This is a genomic window from Hymenobacter fodinae (assembly GCF_004745825.1).
Taxonomy (GTDB): domain Bacteria; phylum Bacteroidota; class Bacteroidia; order Cytophagales; family Hymenobacteraceae; genus Hymenobacter; species Hymenobacter fodinae.
The window spans coordinates 74,425-93,779 of the sequence record NZ_SRLA01000002.1 but is presented as its reverse complement, the minus strand read 5'-3'; the positions used below and the strand labels follow the sequence as shown (position 1 = coordinate 93,779).

Genomic DNA, 19,355 nt, shown 5'->3' with positions numbered 1-19,355 from the left:
GCCAGCTCCCGCCAGCCTTTCCTCCTGCCCTTCCCCGCTAAAGATGCGCCTGAAACACTTTACCGTTGCATTTGGTCAGCAACTATTCAAAGCATTCGGCGACGAGAGCCGGGTGCGCATCCTGCATCTGCTCTGGCGCAACCAAGAAATGTGCATTTCTGATCTGGAACAAGTGCTGGACTTCACCCAAACGAAAACATCCCGGCAATTATCTTACCTGAAAAATGCGGGCTTAGTGAATTTTCGGCGGCTCGATAACTGGGTGTTCTACTTCATTAAGGATGAAGCGCAAGACTTCGTTCACCAACTGCTTGGGTACATGGAGCGCGACCCCCAACTGGTGCACGACCAGAAGATCTACCAAACGCTCTGGTCTAATCGGGAGCTGGCCGCGTATAAGCTGCAAAACCGCCGCTGGACGGGCCTGCCCGCTGAGCGCTAGGCCAGTTCCGTCTGCCTTTCTTTCCGTTAGTTTTTATCCCGTGAAATCAGCTTCCGCCGTTACCCGCCTGTTTGTTTGTACTGCCCAGAAAGACGAGGTGGGCAAGGATGTGGCAAAGGCGTTTAAAACTGAGCTCAAAAAACAAGGCTTGAAAAAGCTGCTCACGGGCAATGCCCCCAGCAAAGTGCGGGTACAAACCTGCAACTGCCTCGATTTGTGCAAGCATTGTAAAAAAGGCCCCGGGGCCGCCGTGGCCATCTACCCCGATAACGTTTTCTACGGCGACGTGAAGCCCAAAGACGCCGCCGACATTGTGCGAGAACACTTAGGGGATGGCCGGGTTGTAAAAAGACTGCTGCTAGATTGACAACACGTTGCTCTAGCTTTGGTAAACCTTTACCAGTTGTGTCGTTACCCTGCTGGTGTTGCCCATAGCATAGTACGCTTCAACCAGCACCAGTGCCTCATTACCATTCACCTGTCATCTCCTTGCTCACCTTGAAATACCGCCACCTTTTTTTCGACCTAGATCATACCCTGTGGGACTTTGAAGCCAACGCCGATGAAACGTTGCGCCACTTGTACGAGCAGTATGATCTGGCCCGCTACGGTACGTTCACGGTGGATGAGTTCATCAAGGTGTACTCCGATATCAACCACGGCTTGTGGCGGCTGTATCAAAACAATAAAATCACGCAGCAGCAGCTCCGGGCCAGCCGGTTTCCGCGCACGTTCGTGAAGCTAGGCCTGTCGGAAAGTGATTCGCCGGAGAATATCTCGGAGCAGTTCACCGATATTCTGCCCCTGAAGTCGGCGGTGTTTCCCTACACCCACGAGGTGCTCAATTACCTCCGCGACAAGGGCTACGTGCTGCACCTCATCACGAACGGCTTCAAGGATATTCAGCACGTGAAGCTGAAATCGTCTAACCTGACGCACTACTTCCAGGAAATCATCACCTCGGAGTGCTGCGGCCACCTCAAGCCCGACAGCCGCATTTTCCAGCACGCTCTGGAGCGCACCGGCGCCACCGCCCCGGAAAGCCTTATGATTGGCGACAACCTGGAGTGCGACGTGCTGGGTGCCTACAACGCTGGCCTCGACCAAGTGTATTTCAACCCCGAGAAGCGCCGCCACTTCACCCAAACTACCTACGAAATTGCGTGCCTCAGTGAGCTAAAGGATATTCTCTAGGCCACTTACTCCAGAGCAACCACCGTTTGTACGGCACCGGCATATTCTATTAGCTCGGGAGTCAGTCGGAAGCTACGGCCACCTATAACTTTACCATAGAGCTCCATATCTACGGGCTGGCTGGTTCCCCAACTACCATTGCTAGCTTCCTCGCCTACTTTCTCTTCCACCTGCAGCACGGCGCCTCGCTTCTGGCCTAGGCCAGCGCATAGCTTGTCGGCCGCTTTCAGGGAGTTACGCATGGCAATTAGGGTAGCCTCCCGGTGTAGGCTATCGGCTTGAGTGTGGGAATAACTCAAATGCCGGATGCTGCTGATGCGGGTTCCTAGCAAGGCCTCCATAAAGGGTTCCAAACGCTTCAGGTCGGCCAGCCTTATCGTCAGCGACTGCGTGGCCTGGAAGCCCGTGAATATCTCTTTGTTGTTACGATAGTCGTAAGCCTTGTTGGTTGATACAGTACTAGTACGCAGATCTTGCTCCGTTTTGACGAACGGCTTTATCACACCATTCACCTGCGCAATAACGGTTTGTACCTCTGCCGCGGCTTCCTTCAGCTTAGGCTTGGTAAATGACACTTCCACAGTAATTTCTGCTTGATCAGGATATGCCGACACCTTTCCGTAACCAACCACCGTGACTTGCCGGGGCGGCGTAGTGGTTGAGGAGGTAGGCGTGCAGCCAAATAACAGCAGGGGCAGACAGGCCAGGATAAGTCGTGGCATAGAGAAATAGAAATACTGCGTAACCAAGAATAGGAGGCAAGTATAGCGCTTTGGGTGCTAACCGGCGCATCCTGGCTACCTTTGCGGCCATGATAAAGTTGATTGGCTTTTCGGGGCGCCGTGGCAGCGGCAAAGACACCATTGCCCGCCTAATTCAGCAACTACAGCCCGAGCGTCGCTGGCACATCCGCTCGGTCGGGGAGCCCATTAAGGCGGTGTGCGCCGCGCTGGCCGGAGAAGGTACCGCCCCTTACTTTTCGCAGCAGGGCAAAAAAGAAGTGCTACCTGCATTCGGCCGGACCCGCGGCGAAATGCTGCAGCAAGTAGGCCTAGCCCTGCGCCACTGGGAGCCCGATATCTGGGTGCAAGCCTTTTTCTCGCAACTCCCCCCTGAGCAGTTTACCCTTATCCCCGACGTGCGCTTCCCCAACGAGGCTGACCTTATCCGCAGCCGCGGTGGCCTCATGTTCCGGGTGGAAGGCGACCCGCTCCACCAACGCGGCGACGGCACCCGCGACGACGAGCACCTCAGCGAAACCGCCCTCGACCAGTACTCCCATTTCACTGCCATCATGCACAACAAAGGCTCCTTTAAAGATTTGGAACAGCAGGTGCAGCAGTTGCTAGCTCAGCTGTAGACAGTTGCCAAGAGGGCTCATTGCATAAGCTCAGCAAGGATATATAGAAGCTGAGCTACCGAAAAAATCTAAGCAAAACCGTCTCCCTTATTAACCTATACTAGCTAAACCAGTAGGAGCGTTGTAGTGGTAAGAAAACACGCCTGGCCTACACCGCTAGGTCACCCCTTACCTTTTTGTAGTTCTTGCATGCGTAAACGCATCTGATTTCTCTTCCACTCAGCTGCAGCGAATGGGCTTATTCCTCGCCTGCTGTCTTAGCTTTCTGCGCGCCGACGCTGGAAGCCTCCTCTTCTCTCTAAGCAGCAGCTGCATGGTTCGTCTGCTGCTAGCCGCATTTTTTGCGTGATTTATTAGCTGCTTCTCTAATTCGCCATCAGGCTTCCATTGCTGCACTTGACGTAGTAAGGTGGCCTAGCTACCCCATTGTGCACTTCGGCTTCTCATGAAGTTCCTGCCACTTCTCGTTCTCTCCCTTTTCTCGAACCTCTCGCAAGCCTCGGCCCCCGCGCCCTCTCGCGTCGCCTGGACCGATGTACGCACCACCCCTACCCTGCTGCAGCAAATCAATAATTACCGCCGCCAGGCTGGCCTGCCTCCTCTGGTACTAAGCGAAACGGCCTGCCGAGCTGCCCGGCTGCAGGCGGCCTACAACTTGGCCAATCATACCCACGGGCATTACCACCCACAATACGCGACGCCACGGGCGCGACTGCTGGCCGTAGGCCACCGCTTCGAGAAAACAGCTGGCTACATTAGCTACGGCTTCGAGAACTGTGTGCGGTTCCGGGGCATGCGCGCCAAAGACCTGCGCAGTATTGAAGATCAAATTCTGCGAGCCTACCAACACTCACCCAAGCATAACGCCGCCTTGCTTGACCCTACTCCTACCAAAGTAGGTATTGCCACGCTCTACGACGGCGACGAGCTGCAGAACTCCATCGTGTTCTGTATTTGACACCGTAAACGTGGAATAGACTTAGCCTCAAGTAGTGCCAGCCAACTTATGTTTCATTTGGGACTATGCCTATTCCACATCTTGCAGAGCCAGTTCAGCTCTTATTGAGAGCTACCACTGGCGCCGGCTGTTTCCTAAACGACGGTGTGCCGCCAGTCACCAGTCTAGGCCACCCATCCACGTACTCAAGGCGGTCCAGCAACATCACGCGGCGCGAGTAGCCCTGGTCGGCATCGATGGCATCAAAGGTGGGCTGGCGGGGGTCGATGGCGTGGTAGGCCAGCCAATCATGGTCGGCGGCATCGGTGATGACGCAATTATGACCGGGAGCACGCCAGTGCTTATTGCCTTCTAGCAGCATTCGGTAAGGGTCGTCGGTAGCTTCCGCTAATGTTTCAAAAGGTCCCGTTGCGGAGCGCGACCGAGCCACCAGCACCCCGTAGTGGGCATCGTCGCCGCAGCAGTTATTGCCGGAGTAGAACAAGTAGTACCAGCCGTTGCGCAGTATCACCCAGCTGCCTTCTACTAGCTGGTCGTAGCGCTTAGGGTCGCCGGCCCCGGCGGGGTAAATGAGTTTGCGGGTTTTGCTATTCGGAGCAAACGATATCCGGTCATCGGCTAGCTCCCGCACCATCAGGGGTCCAAAACCCGATCCCCAGTACAGGAGTTTCTTGCCAGTAGTTGGGTCGTCGAAAGCCATGGGGTCAATGTTGAGAAAGCCAGGGCCACACTGCAGCGGAGTGCCGATATCAGTAAATGGCCCGGCCGGAGAATCGGCTACGGCTACGGCCAGACATAGTCCCCGCTTGGTGTTGTGCTTGGCCGAGTAGTAGAGGTAGTAGTGGCCAGCGTGCTCGCTCACATGCGGAGCCCATATTTTCTGAGTCTTGCTGGCCCAAACGGGCTTTTCCGGCAGCCCTTCACCCAGGTAGTCCCAATGCACCAAGTCGGTAGAGCGCGCTACCTGCAGGTTGATAATGACCCCTTCTCGCTTGGTTTGGGTGCCGTAGGCGTAGTAGAAGCCATCTTCGGCTCGGATAATGGTGGGGTCCGGAAAGTCGTCGTTCCAGATAGGATTGGTATAAGTTGCGCTGGTTAAAGCAGACATAGGCTATAGGTAAGTAGGCTATTAGATGAAACTATATCTACGGACAGGCTGCCTACTTGATGCTTTATCTTATCATTTGCTAGGCCTAGCTACCTTTGCCCTACCACCCCGTTCACCATTTCACTAGCACCCTAATCTCTGCCTCCCTATGGCCACCGGATTTTTCAACGTCCCTACCCCCATCAACGAGCCCGTAAAAGGCTACGCCCCGGGCTCTCCCGAGCGCATTGAACTGCTCAAGACCCTCAAAGAGCTCAAGCAAGTAGAGCGAGACATTCCCATGTACATTGGTGGGCAGCAGGTACGAACCGGCAGCACTCAGCGCATCTCGCCTCCCCACGACCACCAGCACACGCTAGGCCACTTCCACGAGGGTGATGCCTCCCACGTACACCAGGCCATTGAGGCCGCGCTGGCCGCCCGCACCCAGTGGGCTGAGCTGCCCTGGGAGCACCGCGCTTCTATTTTCCTGAAAGCCGCCGAGCTGCTGGCGGGTCCCTACCGTGCCCGCATGAACGCGGCCACCATGCTCGGCCAAAGCAAAAACGCTTTCCAGGCTGAAATTGACGCGGCTTGTGAGCTGATCGACTTCTTCCGCTTCAATGCCTACTTCATGCAGGAAATCTACCGGCAGCAGCCCGAGTCGATGCCCGGCATGTGGAACCGCCTGGAGCAGCGCCCCCTCGAAGGCTTTGTGTTTGCCCTCACGCCCTTCAACTTCACCTCCATTGCCGGTAACCTGCCTACCTCAGTAGCCATGATGGGCAATACGGTGGTGTGGAAGCCTGCTTACACCCAGATCTACTCGGCTCAAGTGCTGATGGAGCTGTTCCAGGAAGCTGGCGTACCTGATGGCGTTATCAACCTGATTTATGTAGACGGCCCCGTTGCCGGCGACATTATTTTCTCTCACCCCGACTTCGCGGGTATCCACTTCACCGGCTCTACCGGCGTGTTCCAGAACATCTGGAAGACCATCGGCCAGAACATTCACCAGTACCGCAGCTACCCCCGCATTGTGGGCGAAACCGGCGGCAAGGACTTTATCCTCGCCCACCACTCGGCGCACCCTCGTCAGGTGGCTACGGCCATTACCCGCGGCGCCTTTGAGTTCCAAGGTCAGAAGTGCTCGGCGGCCAGCCGCGCCTATATCCCTAGCAACATTTGGGATGAAGTAAAAGGCTACCTGCAAGCCGATCTGAAATCCATCAAGATGGGGGACGTGGAAGACTTCTCGAACTTCGTTAATGCCGTTATCAGCGAGGTTTCTTTCGACAAGTTGGCCCGTTACATTGATGCCGCCAAGCAGGACGAATCGGTAGAAATCATTGCGGGCGGCGGCCACGACAAGTCAAAAGGCTACTTCATTGAGCCTACGGTTATCGTGACCAAAGACCCCAAGTACGTGACGATGTGCGACGAGCTGTTCGGCCCCGTTATTACCATCTACGTCTACGATTCACAGGAATTCGAGAAGATTCTGGACGTAGTAGATGGCACCTCGCCCTACGCTCTCACCGGCGCCATCTTCTCCCAAGACCGCTACGCCATTGACTTGGCTTCGAAGAAGCTGGTGCACGCGGCCGGCAACTTCTACATCAACGATAAGCCCACCGGCGCCGTGGTAGGTCAGCAGCCCTTTGGTGGGGCCCGCGCCTCCGGCACCAACGACAAAGCTGGCTCCATGCTGAACCTGCTCCGCTGGGTGTCGCCGCGCGCCATCAAGGAAACCTTCGTGCCGCCCGTTGATTACCGCTACCCCTTCCTGGGCGTAGAAACCGGCGAGAACCTGAACGCTACGGGTCAAGGAGGCTTCTAGGCCTCTCTTTAGCTAAGCAAAAACGCCACTCCAGTTTCCTGGAGTGGCGTTTTTGTTTTTGCCGTTACTACTATCCTCAACCAATGTGTGCTACTACCAACTGGTTAGTTCTTCTAGCTCTGCGTTGCAAGATGCAGACAGACTGCTAAGGCCTTTCCACTGCTGCCGTGTTTCACCTTTGTTCCCGGCGCTTTTCGCGTTACCTTTGCCTTCCATGCCGTTGCTAAGCGGCCTTTATCTGTCGACGCCTATGCTTCTCGCAGTTCCAACTAATTACCAGCCTTCTGATTTTCTGCCGATTATCGTGCAGTTTGTACTGGCCATTGCTTTCGTGGCTTTTGCCATGGTGGTGTCTCACCTCGTAGGTCCGCGCCGCAAGAGCGTGGTGAAGGACGAAGCCTTTGAGTGCGGTATCGAATCGGTGGGCAATGCCCGCACCCCGATTTCGGTTAAGTACTTCCTCACGGCTATCCTGTTCGTGCTCTTCGACGTGGAAGTTATCTTCATGTACCCCTGGGCCGTGAACTTCCGCGCCCTAGGCCAGACTGGCTTTATTGAGATGATTGTGTTCCTGGCCCTGCTAATGGCTGGTTTCACGTATGTCATCAAAAAAGGCGTACTGCGCTGGAATGAAGCCTAATACAGGCAAACTTTTAGCCTCTGGCTGGTGTTCGAAAAAGTGGAGTATTCCACTTTCTAAACTGACCTTCTCTCATGGATAATAGAGTTCCTGATATCAAAATGGTGGATGCACCAGATGGCCTAGAGGGCGCTGGTTTCTTCGCCACCTCGCTGGAGAAAGTAGTGGGTATTGCCCGCGCAAACTCGCTCTGGCCGCTGCCCTTCGCTACCTCGTGCTGTGGTATTGAGTTCATGGCCACCATGGGCTCGCACTACGATATCTCCCGCTTCGGCTCGGAGCGTCCCAGCTTTTCGCCTCGTCAGGCCGACTTGCTGATGGTGATGGGCACTATTGCTAAGAAGATGGCTCCTATCGTGAAGCAAGTGTATGAGCAGATGGCTGAGCCCCGCTGGGTGCTGGCCATGGGTGCCTGCGCTTCTTCGGGTGGTATTTTTGATACCTATTCCGTGCTGCAGGGCATCGACCGTATCATCCCGGTTGACGTGTATGTGCCCGGTTGCCCGCCCCGCCCCGAGCAGGTACTGGATGGCCTGATGCGCGTACAGGACCTAGCTAAAAACGAATCGCTCCGTCGCCGCAACTCGCCCGAGTATCAGGCGCTGCTGGCATCTTATAACATCAAGTAAGGAGCCTATCGACAGGAGCTAGAAGGTTAGAAACCTTTCTTGCACCTTCTAGCTCCTGCCTTCATCTCCTAGCTTCTTCACACCAGAATGGCTGAACAGAACGAAGAATCCCCGGCGGCTCAGGAAACTGCGGCAGCCCTCGACCCAGCAGCGCAGAAGAATGCGCAGTTGCTTGATCTGCTTAACCGCCTGTTCGGAGCTGACACCTTCACCGATGTGGAGGAGCCCTATGGCCTATTGACCGTCACCACGACGCGAGAGCGTATCCACGACATCATCAGTGGTCTACAGCAGGACCAGGAGCTTCAGCTGAATTTCCTGACTACCATGTGCGGCATCCATTACCCCGAGAACGAGGGTAAGGAGCTGGGCATGATCTATCACCTGCACAGTCTGATCAATAACATCCGGCTGCGCATCAAGATCTTCTTCCCGATTGCCGACCCAGTAGTGCCCACAATGACCGACCTCTACTCCACCGCCAACTGGATGGAGCGCGAGGCTTTCGACTTCTACGGCATTATCTTCTCGGGGCACCCCAACCTCATCCGCATTCTGAATGTGGAAGACATGGACTACCACCCCATGCGTCGGGAGTACGCCCTGGAAGACGGCACCCGCGAAGACAAAACCGACCTTTTCTTCGGCCGCTAGGCCCCTGATTCCTTATCATGGCAGTAAACGACACGCTGGAAGGCACCCATAAAATCATCGAAGAAGCCCGGGCGCAGCAATCGAAGCTCAACCCGCTGGCTCCTACAGTAAACGATTTCAACCAGGAGCTCACGACCCTTAATCTGGGTCCGACGCACCCGGCCACGCACGGCATTTTCCAGAACATCCTGCAAATGGATGGTGAGCGGATTGTGTCGGGCGTACCCACCATCGGTTATATCCACCGGGCCTTTGAAAAAATTGCCGAACGTCGGCCGTTCTATCAAATTACGCCCCTCACCGACCGGATGAACTACTGTTCGTCGCCCATCAACAACATGGGCTGGCACATGACGGTAGAGAAGCTGCTCGGCGTGACGGTTCCGAAGCGCGCGCAGTACATGCGCGTGATTCTCATGGAGCTGGCTCGCATCACCGACCACCTCATCTGCAACGGCATTCTGGGGGTAGATACCGGCGCCTTCACTGGCTTCCTCTACCTCATGGAAGAGCGTGAAAAGGTGTATGAAATCTACGAGGAAGTAAGCGGCGCCCGCCTCACTACCAACATGGGTCGTGTGGGTGGTATGGAGCGCGACTTCACTGACGTGGCTATCCAGAAGCTGCGCAAGTGGTTGAAGGAATTCCCGGCCGTGATGGCGGAGTTTGAGAAGATGTTCAACCGCAACCGCATCTTCATGGACCGCGTGGTCGATGTAGGTGGCATTTCGGCTGAGCGCGCGCTGAATTACGGCTTCACAGGCCCGAACCTGCGTGCTGCTGGCGTTGATTATGACGTGCGGGTGATGAACCCCTACTCTAGCTACGAGGACTTCGAATTTGAAATTCCGGTGGGCACCAAGGGCGACACATATGACCGCTTTATGGTGCGCAACGAGGAGATTTGGCAGAGCCTGCGCATCATCAACCAGGCGCTGGAAAACCTGCCCGAAGGCCCGTACCACGCCGATGCTCCGCATTACTATCTGCCGCCCAAGCAGGCTGTGTACAAAAACATGGAGGCCCTCATCTACCACTTCAAAATCGTGATGGGCGAGATTGAAGCTCCTGTAGGGGAAGTGTACCACTCTGTGGAAGGTGGCAATGGCGAGTTGGGCTTCTACCTGATTTCTGACGGAGGCCGCACGCCATACCGCCTGCACTTCCGCCGTCCTTGCTTCATCTACTACCAGGCTTACACCGAAATGGTAACCGGTCAGACGCTTTCCGACGCCATCGTAACGCTGTCGTCGATGAACGTTATTGCCGGCGAGCTGGACGCGTAGTTTTTTGCTGAATTTGACTTTTATGGAGACGACTGCCGTCAAGCCGCAATTTTCTGAAGCCGCGCAGGCTGAAATCAAGCGTCTGCTCACCCACTACCCCGACGAGCGTCGGAAATCAGCTTTACTGCCGGTGCTGCACATTGCCCAGGCAGAGTTTGGTGGCTGGGTAAGCCCCGAAGTACAGGACCTGGTAGCAGCAACCCTCGGGTTGAAGCCTATTGAGGTGTATGAGGTTTCTTCCTTCTACACTATGTTCAACCTGAAGCCGGTAGGCAAGCACGTGTTGGAAATCTGCCGCACGGGTCCTTGCATGCTACGCGGCTCCGATGAGCTGACTGCTCACTTGGAGCGCATTACCGGTGCCAAAGTAGGTGGCCCTGCTTCGGAAGACGGCCTGTTCACTTTGAAGGAAGTGGAGTGCTTAGCGGCTTGCGGCTTCGCCCCTATCGTGCAGGTGCGCGAGAAGTACTATGAGCAGTTGGATACGCCGGAAGCGGTAGATGCCATGCTCACGGAGCTGCGCAACCAAGTGCACCGCCCGGCCCTGCCGTGGGAAGAAACTGGCCTACCAAACGCACTGGCCAACAACTAACGTCTTTCAGCTCTGAACCTATGGGACGCAAACTGCTGACCGAACATATTAACGTTGAAGGCATCGATACCTTTGAGGTCTACCGCAAACACGGCGGTTACCGCTCGGTGGAGAAAGCCATCAAGACCATGACCCCCGACGAGGTGGTGGAAGAAGTGAAGAAGTCGGGCCTGCGGGGCCGCGGCGGCGCTGGCTTCCCCACCGGTATGAAGTGGAGCTTCTTGGCGAAGCCGGAAGGCGTGCCGCGCTACCTCGTCTGCAACGCCGACGAATCGGAGCCCGGTACCTTCAAGGACCGCCAGCTCATGTCGAAGCTGCCTCACTTGCTCATCGAGGGTATGATTACGAGCTCGTACGCGCTCGGCGCTAACACCTCGTACATCTACATCCGCGGCGAGCTGTTGTACGTGCTGCGCATCCTGGAAAAGGCGATTGCAGAGGCCTACGCCAATGGCTTCCTCGGCAAGAACATTCTGGGCTCAGGTTACGACCTCGACTTGCACGTGCACCCCGGTGGTGGCGCCTACATCTGCGGTGAAGAAACTGCCTTGCTGGAGTCTTTGGAAGGCAAGCGTGGCAACCCGCGTAACAAGCCCCCATTCCCAGCTGTGCAGGGCCTCTATGCCCGCCCCACGGTAGTTAATAACGTGGAGTCTATTGCGGCGGTAGTTCCCATCATCAACGAGGGTGGCGACGAGTATGCTAAAATCGGGGTAGGTCGGAGCACGGGCACCAAGCTGTTCTCCGCTTGCGGCCACCTCAACAAGCCCGGCATCTACGAAATCGAGCTAGGCCTGCCCGTTGAAGAGTTCATTTACTCTGATGAGTACTGCGGTGGTATCTGGAAAGGCCGGAACCTGAAGGCTGTAGTAGCCGGTGGGTCCTCTGTGCCGATTCTGCCAACCGAGTTGATTCTGAAGACTGCTGCCGGTGAAAACCGCCTTATGACTTATGAGTCGCTTTCTGATGGTGGTTTCGTGACGGGTACTATGTTGGGCTCGGGTGGCTTTATTGCCATGGATGAGACTACCTGCATTGTGCGCAACACCTGGAACTTCTCGCGCTTCTATCACCACGAGTCGTGCGGGCAATGCTCGCCTTGCCGTGAGGGAACGGGCTGGCTGGAGAAGGTGCTGCACCGCCTTGAGCATGGCCATGGCCACATGGAAGACATTGACTTGCTGGTAAGCGTAGCCAAGCAGATTGAAGGCAACACCATTTGTCCACTGGGTGAGGCTGCTGCTTGGCCGGTTGCCGCTGCCGTGCGCCACTTCCGCGACGAGTTTGAATGGCACGTGACGCACGCGAAGCAAGCCGCTCAGCCTGGTGCTGTTTTCCCTGGCAAAGCGGTGCTGGTTTAATTTCTAGTAATGACTTTCTCTTCCTATCCGGAAGCTCTGAATAATGGCTAAAATAACCTTTGATGGCGTTGAGGTAGAAGTTCCAGATGGAACCACTATCCTGAATGCAGCCCGCCAAATTGGGGGCAGCATCGTTCCTCCGGCCATGTGCTACTACACGCCGCTGAAAGGCTCGGGTGGTAAATGCCGCGCCTGCCTTGTGCGGGTGGCTGCTGGCTCGGCCAAAGACCCGCGTCCGATGCCCAAGCTGGTAGCATCGTGCGTGACGCCTGTACAGGACGGCATGGTAGTCGAGAATACAACTTCTGAGCAGGTGCTAAACGTGCGCAAGGGTATCGTAGAAATGCTGCTCATCAACCACCCTCTGGATTGCCCCGTGTGCGACCAAGCCGGTGAGTGTGACCTGCAGAACTTTGCCTTTGAGCATGGTGTGTCCACGACTCGCTACCAGGAGGAGCGCCGCACCTTCGAGAAGATTGATATCGGACCGCTGATTCAGCTGCACATGACGCGCTGCATTCTGTGCTACCGTTGCGTGTATACCGCCGATCAGATTGCCAAAGGCGACCGGGTACACGGTGTACTGGGCCGCGGCGATGCTGCTGAAATCGGTACCTATATCGAGAACATTATCGACAACGATTTCTCCGGCAACGTAATTGACGTGTGCCCGGTAGGTGCTCTTACTGACAAGACGTTCCGCTTCAAACAGCGCGTGTGGTTCACCAAGCCAGTGAATGCGCACCGCGACTGCCCCAAGTGCTCCGGCAACGTGGTACTGTGGTATAAAGGCAAAGATGTACTGCGCGTAACCGCCCGCAAGGACGAGTACGGCGAGGTGAAAGAATGGATCTGCAACGAGTGCCGCTTTGAGAAGAAGGAAACGGCGGACTGGACCATCGAAGGCCCAGCCCACATTGACCGCTCTTCGGTAATCTCGGCTAACCATTACGAGTTGCCCGTGCTAAACCAGAGTGTAGTTGCTGACCTGCCCGAAAGCACGCAGCGCGAACTGGCTAAGAATCCTCCGCTTAAGCTCGGTTAACTAAACAAACGTTGTGCGGAGCTAAGCAAAGCATAACGGAAGCCTTCTAGCTATCAACCTTTCCAATGATTGAACTACCCGCACTAGGCTGGCAATCCATTGTCATCTTCGTTGTATTCGCAGTTTCGCTGCTGATTGCGACCTATTGCACTTACGCTGAGCGCGTGATTGCGGCGTTCCTGCAGGACCGCGTAGGCCCCGACCGGGCTGGTCCCTATGGCCTAGCCCAGCCCTTGGCCGACGCCGTGAAGATGTTTACCAAGGAAGAGTTCTTCCCCGGCGGCGCTAACAAGGCCCTGTTTGTCTTCGGTCCTTGCCTGGCCATGATTACTGCGCTGATGTCTTCGGCCGTAATTCCGTTTGGCAACAACCTCACCTTCGGCAACAACGCCTTCTTCCTGCAAGGCATTGAAGTGAACATCGGGATGCTGTGGATCTTCGGCGTGGTCTCGCTGGGGGTGTATGGCGTAATGATCGGTGGCTGGGCTTCTAACAATAAGTTCTCTTTGTTGGGTGCCGTGCGCGCCGCTTCGCAAAACATCAGTTACGAACTGGCCATGGGCATGGCCTTGATTGCGGTGTTGATGATGTCGGGCACGCTGTCGTTGCGCGAAATCACGCTGCAGCAGTCGGTAGCCGGCGAGTGGCATTTCTGGAACATTGTGAAGCAGCCGCTGGGCTTTATTATCTTCTGCGTGTGCGCTTTCGCCGAAACCAACCGTACTCCCTTCGACTTGCCTGAATGCGAAACGGAGCTGGTAGGTGGTTACCACACGGAGTACTCTTCGATGAAGCTAGGCCTCTACCTGTTCGCGGAGTACGTGAACATCTTCGTGGTTTCGGCCGTGATGAGTGTGCTGTATTTCGGTGGCTTCAACTTCCCCTTCCAATATGAGCTACGCGACTGGTTCGTGAATAGTCAGGGTTGGGAGCTGACCTCGGCTCAAAACCTGATTACCATCTTGGGTACTCTAGGCCTGTTCGCCAAGATCTTCGGCTTCATTTTCTTCTTCATGTGGATTCGTTGGACTCTCCCACGCTTCCGCTATGACCAACTGATGCGCCTGGGCTGGACCATTCTGATTCCGCTGGCCGTTATCAACATCCTCATCACCGGCGGGCTCATCCTGTTCGGGGTGATTCAGTAACATCCACTACTTTGCCAGCTTCCCTAACGGAGGCTGGCAAAAGGACTATCTATATGCAACTCACCAACCGAGCCAAGAAACTAGAGAAGAAGCCCATGACGCTGGCTGAGCGGGCTTACCTGCCAGCTATCTTTCAAGGGCTTTCTATCACGATGCGGCACTTCTTCATGAAGAAGGCCACCATTCGTTATCCTGAGGAGACACGCCCATTCTCGCCTGTATTCCGCGGCTTGCATGTGCTCAAGCGCGACGAGCAGGGCCGCGAGCGTTGCACAGCCTGTGGCCTGTGCGCCGTAGCCTGCCCCGCCGAAGCTATTACTATGGTAGCCGGTGAGCGGAAGAAAGGCGAAGAAGGTCTCTACCGTGAGGAGAAGTACGCTGTCAGCTACGAAATCAACATGCTGCGCTGCATCTTCTGCGGACTCTGCGAAGAAGCCTGCCCGAAAGCAGCCGTGTACCTGCAGCCCGATAAGATGGCGCCCCCACGCTTTGAGCGCGACGAGTTTATCTACGGCAAAGACCGCTTGGTTGAGCCAGTTTCGCCAGACCAGCGCTCTGTACGGGGCATTCAGCTGACACCTGAACAAGCTGATACCCTGCGCAACAAGATGGCAGCTCAATCGGCTTAATACTTATCCTGCCTTTCTAAGCAGAGCGCGGTTCCTAGTACACAGCCTAGAGGCTGCCCTAGGTGCCTCGCTTTGCCCGGAATGACAACATCAACTTCGTAGTATGTCTCCACTCTTCCTCTTTCTGTCGTTTGTGGCGCTCATTAGCGCGCTGGGCGTAGTATTCGCTAAAAACCCAGTGCACAGCGTGTTGTTCCTGATTCTGACGTTCTTCTCGCTATCAGGGCACTACCTGTTGCTAAATGCCCAGTTCCTGGCCGCCGTGAACATCATCGTGTACGCCGGTGCCATCATGGTACTGTTCCTGTTCGTGATTATGTTCCTAAACCTGAACGTGGACACAGAGCCTCACAAGCCTGCGCTAGCCAAGATTGCCGCGGCTGTAGCTGGTGGCTCCTTGCTGCTAATCATGGTGGCTGCCATGCGCGACGTGCAGCCTGTAGGCTACGACGCTGCTACGTTCAACTCTCAGATTGGCATGGTAGACCAGCTAGGCTTAGTGCTTTACCGCCAATACCTGCTGCCATTTGAGCTAGCCTCCGTGCTATTCTTAGTTGCCATGGTAGGTGCTGTGATGCTTGGCAAACGCGAAGTAGGAGAGCGACACTTCTAGGCAGCTATTACTTTCTGATAAAAGCAAGACCGGCCGCTGATAAATCAGCGGCCGGTCTTGCTTTTATAGTATTTGAGCCGTTTGCAGGCTTTCGTTTAATAGCGCGAGAATACTAGTGCTCTAAGCACGTTAATGTTCCTTGGAAAAATTAAATTTCTTCTACGCATCTGCTAACGCAATTCTCAGAATTATATAATAAAATTGCTGTAACAGCTGAGCCGCACACGGAGCATAATCAGCTTGGTTCACTCACTCTTACAGCAAGTTGGTTCTGTGAAGAAACTGCTGGCCTTTTTGCTAGGCCTAATTGCTTTTCCGGCTTTAGCACAAACAGGAGTATCTACTCCAGAGCTAGCCTCGTGCGATGCCGTGGTGCAGAAGTTTATGGAGCGCTGGAAGATTCCTGGTGCTACGGTAGCCATTAGCCGACAAGGCAAGCTAGTATACTCGCGCGGCTTTGGCTACGCCGATCTAGGCCAGTCGCACCCCATGGAGCCTTCCAACTTGCTACGGGTAGCCAGCGTCTCGAAACCGGTAACCTCTATCGCCATTATGAAACTGATGGAAGAAGGCCGACTGGAGCTGCAACACAAAGCATTTGGTCCTGATGGCTACCTCGACGATGCTTACTACACTAGCGTCATTGAGGACAAGCGCATTTACGATATCACGGTTCAACAACTGCTAGAGCACTCCGCCGGCTGGAATCGTAATGCTGGCGTCGATGGCTTCGAGGGCTCCGACCCCATTGACTTTCCACTGCACGTAGCGCAGGTAATGCACGTACCTAACCCGGTGGGCGATTCTACCCTGGTGCGTTTTCTGCTTAGCAAGGGCCTCAACTTCAAGCCCGGCTCTCGATTTTCGTATTCCAACATTGGGTACTTGGTTTTAGGAAAGATCATTCAGAAAATTACCGGACAGCAGTATGAGTCGTGGGTACGGCAAAATGTATTGCAGCCCAGCGGAGTGCTGGAAGCTCATCTAGGCCACAATCTGCTGGCCGATAAGTTGGAACGCGAGGCCGAGTACTTCTGCCCCGCCACCAAGAAATCGTGTTACGGTACGGGCAAGAAGGTACCCTATGCGTATGGTGGGGCGAACCTGGAGGCTATGAACGCTCATGGTGGCTGGCTCTTCACGGCCCGCGACCTCTTGCGCCTGCTACTGGCCGTGGATGGCTCCCCTACTCGCCCCGACATTATGCTGCCCTCTACCCTCGACACCATGACGGCTCCCTCACAGGCAACTAAACGCTACGCAAAGGGCTGGATGGTGAACAAGCGGAGCGTGTGGTGGCACACAGGCTGCCTCAATGGATCTACTAGCATATTGGCCCGCAACTCCGAGGGGTATACCTGGGCCATTCTGCTAAACTCCTGCCCCAACACCAACCGCTTCTGGAATGATGTAGAAGCCTTAGGGTGGGACTGCATCAATAGCACCAACACTTGGCCTACGCACGATCTGTTTCCGCCGGAAGAAAACGCCAGTTCCTTGCGCGTAGTGGCGGCTACAACGGGCACTGCCAAGCTGAGCTGGATTAACGGCAACGGTACCCACCGTTTGGTGCTGCTGCGCGAAGACCACCCAGTGAATGCTTTCCCAAACGATGGCCACACTTACGCCAGCGGACGAATTTTCGGGCAGGGTGATATGCTCGGCACGGGCAACATGGTTGTATCGGCGGGCTCCGACAGTACGGTTACGGTGAGAGGCCTACGGCCCGGGCATACGTATTATGCGCGGGTCGTAGAGTACAAGCTAGGTGAGGAGACCAGCCATCAGCCTGTGTACACCTTGGAGGGTAACCCGGTACTGCAATTCCGGACGGCCGTTGCGCAGTCGGTGGCTAAAGCCAAACGCAGCACCAAGCCAGTAGCAAGCAAAGGGCGGACAACTAAACAAGCCAAGAAATCTACACCTGCCCCAGCTAAATCTGAATCCTTACAGCCAGTAGATCAGACTGCTCACTCTGCTTCTCCCCTACTGCACTTACGGAACTTACTAAACTGGCGCAAAGGATAAGCCTAGGCTAGTGCCCTGTTAAGGCTTCAAGTTATACAAAACAAAGCCCTCACCACTTACTGGTGAGGGCTTTGTTTTAAGAGTTAGACTAGCGGCTGAGATTCTTCTGCGGCTCTACGGCGCATCCAAGCTGGTCCGCAGGCGCCCTGCATCTTCTGCCGGAATTTCTCCTGCTCCTCGGGTGTGAGGCTGGCCATGCGGGCTTCCATCTTGTTGCGCCAGGCACGGCGGTGGCGGCTCCATGCACCGGGCCGGCCACCGCGGAAGCTGCCGAACAGAATACGTGTGAGCACCAATAGGCCTAGCGTTTGCGGGAATGTGATGAATGGCCCGTGGAAGAGGTCAGGTACCAACCAGTTCCACAGCGTCATGGTGAGGTAGCCGGCAGCAGCTATAAACAGCGCCGCAAAAAGGACAAACTTGAGGCCGCGCAGCAGCCAAAAAGAGCGGTTCATATGGGTAAGAAACTAAATGAGTGGGAGAGATGATGCTGAAAATGGAATTCAGGAAGTTGATCCGCTAGGCCAGTCTTTACGAGCAAAGCATTGCGCAATCAACTTGTCAGCATCAGTCGGTGAATAGTTCGGTGTAGAGGGTTTGCAGGCGCTTGCGCAGGTGTTGTACGGCGTAGTGCTTGCGTGAAATGAGCGTTTTGAGTGGCACGCCGGTTTCTTCCTCCATCTCGCGGAAGGTTTTTTCCTCCAGCTCGTGCCAGATAAACACCTCCCGCTGGGCCGCCGGCAGCTCGGCCAGGGCATCGGTGAGAGCTTCCATCAGCGTTTCGCGCAGCAGACGATTCTCCGGAGCATCGTCGGGGGCGGGCAGGATGTCGGCCAGCAGCAGGGAGTTTTCCTCGTCGCCTAGGCCAGTGGGTAGCAACTCATCCTCCAGGGAAGTAGGCTTTTTCTTGCGGTAGAGGTCAGTGATTTTGTTACGGGCCACCCGAAACAGCCACGCCGCCGCTTGTTCTACCGGTTTCAGCATGCGGTAGCTTTCCACCAGCTCCGCAAAGACGTCCTGCAGTACGTCTTCGGCCTCGGCCGGATCAGGAATGCGGCGGCGGATGAACTGCAGCAGCCGGCCGCGCTGCGCCCGCACGGCTTCCTGAATCTGCTGGTCCTGATAGCCTGCCGTCATAGGGCGCGATGCGTCGAGCGCGAGAGTGAGAGGGTGCGTTTCCATTCTGCAAGGGCAGACGGATAGGCGCCGAAATTACTTGATGTGTACCCAACATTTTCTTTCATGCCACGCAGCGGAGAGGCATAGGGCACAGTCGATAGAAGTTGAGAAGCATAATTCAGCCTCGTTAAAGTTAGTGGCCCACCACTAGGCAGCGACTCTTCGCCTACAATAGCACCGGCAACCAGTGCATTTTAAGGTGGCGTTTTCCAATTTTCAGGATACCTTTGCCAGCTAATTAACGAGTAGCTGAGCTTCCGCCACCTACTTACTTTCGCTGTCAGCCCTACCGCATGGACCAGAACATACCGCAGGTTATCCAAACGGTTCCTCTCCAGTATTACGTCTTCTTCGCCACCGCCCTGTTTTCAATCGGCGTGGTTGGGGTTCTCACCCGACGTAATGCCATCATCATTTTTATGTGCGTAGAGCTGATGCTCAACGCCGTAAACGTGCTGCTGACGGCCTTCTCGGCCTACCGCGCCGACCCTAACGGGCAAATTTTCGTGTTTTTCATCATGGCAGTGGCCGCGGCGGAAGTAGCTGTAGGCCTAGCCATCATCGTGATGATCTACCGAAACCTCCAGAATACCGACGTCAATCTGCTAAACCGGTTGAAGTTCTGATTTTACCCCTGCTATCCTGAGCTTTCGCGGGGGCTTATCAGGCT

At 55.4% G+C, this 19,355-nt stretch carries 22 protein-coding genes; 18 read left to right on the top strand and 4 right to left on the bottom strand.

Features of this window, described 5'->3' with window-relative positions; genetic code table 11:
• Positions 1-43 precede the first annotated feature (43 nt).
• From EU556_RS07570 to EU556_RS07560, 3 genes are all read left to right on the top strand, one after another.
• Positions 44-442, top strand: coding sequence for an ArsR/SmtB family transcription factor (locus EU556_RS07570; RefSeq protein WP_135432839.1), 399 nt, complete (start codon positions 44-46; stop codon positions 440-442).
• A 40-nt stretch (positions 443-482) separates the two neighbouring features.
• Positions 483-809 (top strand): (2Fe-2S) ferredoxin domain-containing protein, encoded by a 327-nt coding sequence (locus EU556_RS07565; protein ID WP_135432837.1) that lies wholly within the window; start codon positions 483-485, stop codon positions 807-809.
• Between the two features lie 122 nt (positions 810-931).
• Positions 932-1,636 carry a YjjG family noncanonical pyrimidine nucleotidase gene (locus EU556_RS07560; RefSeq protein ID WP_245327522.1) on the top strand — a complete coding sequence of 235 codons (705 nt, stop codon included), beginning with the start codon at positions 932-934 and terminating at the stop codon, positions 1,634-1,636.
• 5 nt (positions 1,637-1,641) lie between these two features.
• Here the strand turns inward: EU556_RS07560 and EU556_RS07555 are convergent, their stop codons facing one another.
• Positions 1,642-2,358 carry an SIMPL domain-containing protein gene (locus EU556_RS07555; protein WP_135432835.1) on the bottom strand — a complete coding sequence of 239 codons (717 nt, stop codon included), beginning with the start codon at positions 2,356-2,358 and terminating at the stop codon, positions 1,642-1,644.
• Between the two features lie 89 nt (positions 2,359-2,447).
• Between EU556_RS07555 and EU556_RS07550 the strand changes: the two genes are divergently transcribed.
• Both EU556_RS07550 and EU556_RS07545 read left to right on the top strand, forming a co-directional pair.
• On the top strand, positions 2,448-2,996 hold the full coding sequence (locus EU556_RS07550) for a hypothetical protein (protein ID WP_135432833.1): 549 nt from the start codon (positions 2,448-2,450) through the stop codon (positions 2,994-2,996).
• Between the two features lie 445 nt (positions 2,997-3,441).
• Entirely contained in the window at positions 3,442-3,954 is a 513-nt protein-coding gene (locus EU556_RS07545; protein ID WP_135432831.1) for a CAP domain-containing protein, read from the top strand.
• A 94-nt stretch (positions 3,955-4,048) separates the two neighbouring features.
• Here the strand turns inward: EU556_RS07545 and EU556_RS07540 are convergent, their stop codons facing one another.
• Complete coding sequence (locus EU556_RS07540) at positions 4,049-5,062, bottom strand: glycoside hydrolase family 43 protein (RefSeq protein ID WP_135432829.1); 1,014 nt, start codon at positions 5,060-5,062, stop codon at positions 4,049-4,051.
• A 148-nt stretch (positions 5,063-5,210) separates the two neighbouring features.
• Here EU556_RS07540 and pruA point away from each other — a divergent pair, with 148 nt between their 5' ends.
• The 12 genes from pruA (at position 5,211) to EU556_RS07480 (ending at position 17,506) form a co-directional block, all read left to right on the top strand.
• Positions 5,211-6,881 (top strand): L-glutamate gamma-semialdehyde dehydrogenase, encoded by a 1,671-nt coding sequence (gene pruA, locus EU556_RS07535; RefSeq protein ID WP_135432827.1) that lies wholly within the window; start codon positions 5,211-5,213, stop codon positions 6,879-6,881.
• 250 nt (positions 6,882-7,131) lie between these two features.
• Complete coding sequence (locus EU556_RS07530; protein WP_135432825.1) at positions 7,132-7,521, top strand: NADH-quinone oxidoreductase subunit A; 390 nt, start codon at positions 7,132-7,134, stop codon at positions 7,519-7,521.
• 74 nt (positions 7,522-7,595) lie between these two features.
• Entirely contained in the window at positions 7,596-8,150 is a 555-nt protein-coding gene (locus EU556_RS07525) for an NADH-quinone oxidoreductase subunit B (protein ID WP_135432823.1), read from the top strand.
• An 87-nt stretch (positions 8,151-8,237) separates the two neighbouring features.
• Positions 8,238-8,804, top strand: coding sequence for an NADH-quinone oxidoreductase subunit C (locus EU556_RS07520; protein WP_135432821.1), 567 nt, complete (start codon positions 8,238-8,240; stop codon positions 8,802-8,804).
• Between the two features lie 17 nt (positions 8,805-8,821).
• A complete protein-coding gene (locus tag EU556_RS07515) occupies positions 8,822-10,090 on the top strand; it encodes an NADH-quinone oxidoreductase subunit D (protein ID WP_135432819.1) in 1,269 nt (422 codons plus the stop codon).
• Positions 10,091-10,112: 22 nt separating this feature from the next.
• A complete protein-coding gene (locus tag EU556_RS07510; RefSeq protein ID WP_135432817.1) occupies positions 10,113-10,682 on the top strand; it encodes an NADH-quinone oxidoreductase subunit NuoE family protein in 570 nt (189 codons plus the stop codon).
• A gap of 20 nt (positions 10,683-10,702) precedes the next feature.
• Positions 10,703-12,043 (top strand): NADH-quinone oxidoreductase subunit NuoF, encoded by a 1,341-nt coding sequence (gene nuoF, locus EU556_RS07505; protein WP_135432815.1) that lies wholly within the window; start codon positions 10,703-10,705, stop codon positions 12,041-12,043.
• Between the two features lie 43 nt (positions 12,044-12,086).
• Positions 12,087-13,088 (top strand): 2Fe-2S iron-sulfur cluster-binding protein, encoded by a 1,002-nt coding sequence (locus EU556_RS07500; RefSeq protein ID WP_135432813.1) that lies wholly within the window; start codon positions 12,087-12,089, stop codon positions 13,086-13,088.
• Between the two features lie 65 nt (positions 13,089-13,153).
• Entirely contained in the window at positions 13,154-14,236 is a 1,083-nt protein-coding gene (gene nuoH / locus EU556_RS07495; RefSeq protein ID WP_135432811.1) for an NADH-quinone oxidoreductase subunit NuoH, read from the top strand.
• A gap of 53 nt (positions 14,237-14,289) precedes the next feature.
• The gene (locus EU556_RS07490) at positions 14,290-14,865 is read left to right on the top strand and encodes a NuoI/complex I 23 kDa subunit family protein (RefSeq protein ID WP_135432809.1); all 576 of its coding nucleotides are present in this window, start codon (positions 14,290-14,292) and stop codon (positions 14,863-14,865) included.
• A 103-nt stretch (positions 14,866-14,968) separates the two neighbouring features.
• The gene (locus EU556_RS07485) at positions 14,969-15,478 is read left to right on the top strand and encodes an NADH-quinone oxidoreductase subunit J family protein (RefSeq protein ID WP_135432807.1); all 510 of its coding nucleotides are present in this window, start codon (positions 14,969-14,971) and stop codon (positions 15,476-15,478) included.
• A 273-nt stretch (positions 15,479-15,751) separates the two neighbouring features.
• Positions 15,752-17,506, top strand: a complete 1,755-nt coding sequence (locus tag EU556_RS07480; protein WP_135432805.1) for a serine hydrolase domain-containing protein — start codon at positions 15,752-15,754, stop codon at positions 17,504-17,506.
• 83 nt (positions 17,507-17,589) lie between these two features.
• Here the strand turns inward: EU556_RS07480 and EU556_RS07475 are convergent, their stop codons facing one another.
• Both EU556_RS07475 and EU556_RS07470 read right to left on the bottom strand, forming a co-directional pair.
• Entirely contained in the window at positions 17,590-17,961 is a 372-nt protein-coding gene (locus EU556_RS07475; protein ID WP_135432803.1) for a hypothetical protein, read from the bottom strand.
• A gap of 112 nt (positions 17,962-18,073) precedes the next feature.
• Entirely contained in the window at positions 18,074-18,688 is a 615-nt protein-coding gene (locus EU556_RS07470) for an RNA polymerase sigma factor (protein WP_245327521.1), read from the bottom strand.
• Positions 18,689-18,978: 290 nt separating this feature from the next.
• Between EU556_RS07470 and nuoK the strand changes: the two genes are divergently transcribed.
• Positions 18,979-19,311: an NADH-quinone oxidoreductase subunit NuoK gene (gene nuoK, locus EU556_RS07465; protein ID WP_135432801.1), complete on the top strand. Its 333-nt coding sequence runs from the start codon at positions 18,979-18,981 to the stop codon at positions 19,309-19,311.
• The last annotated feature ends 44 nt before the right edge of the window (positions 19,312-19,355 follow it).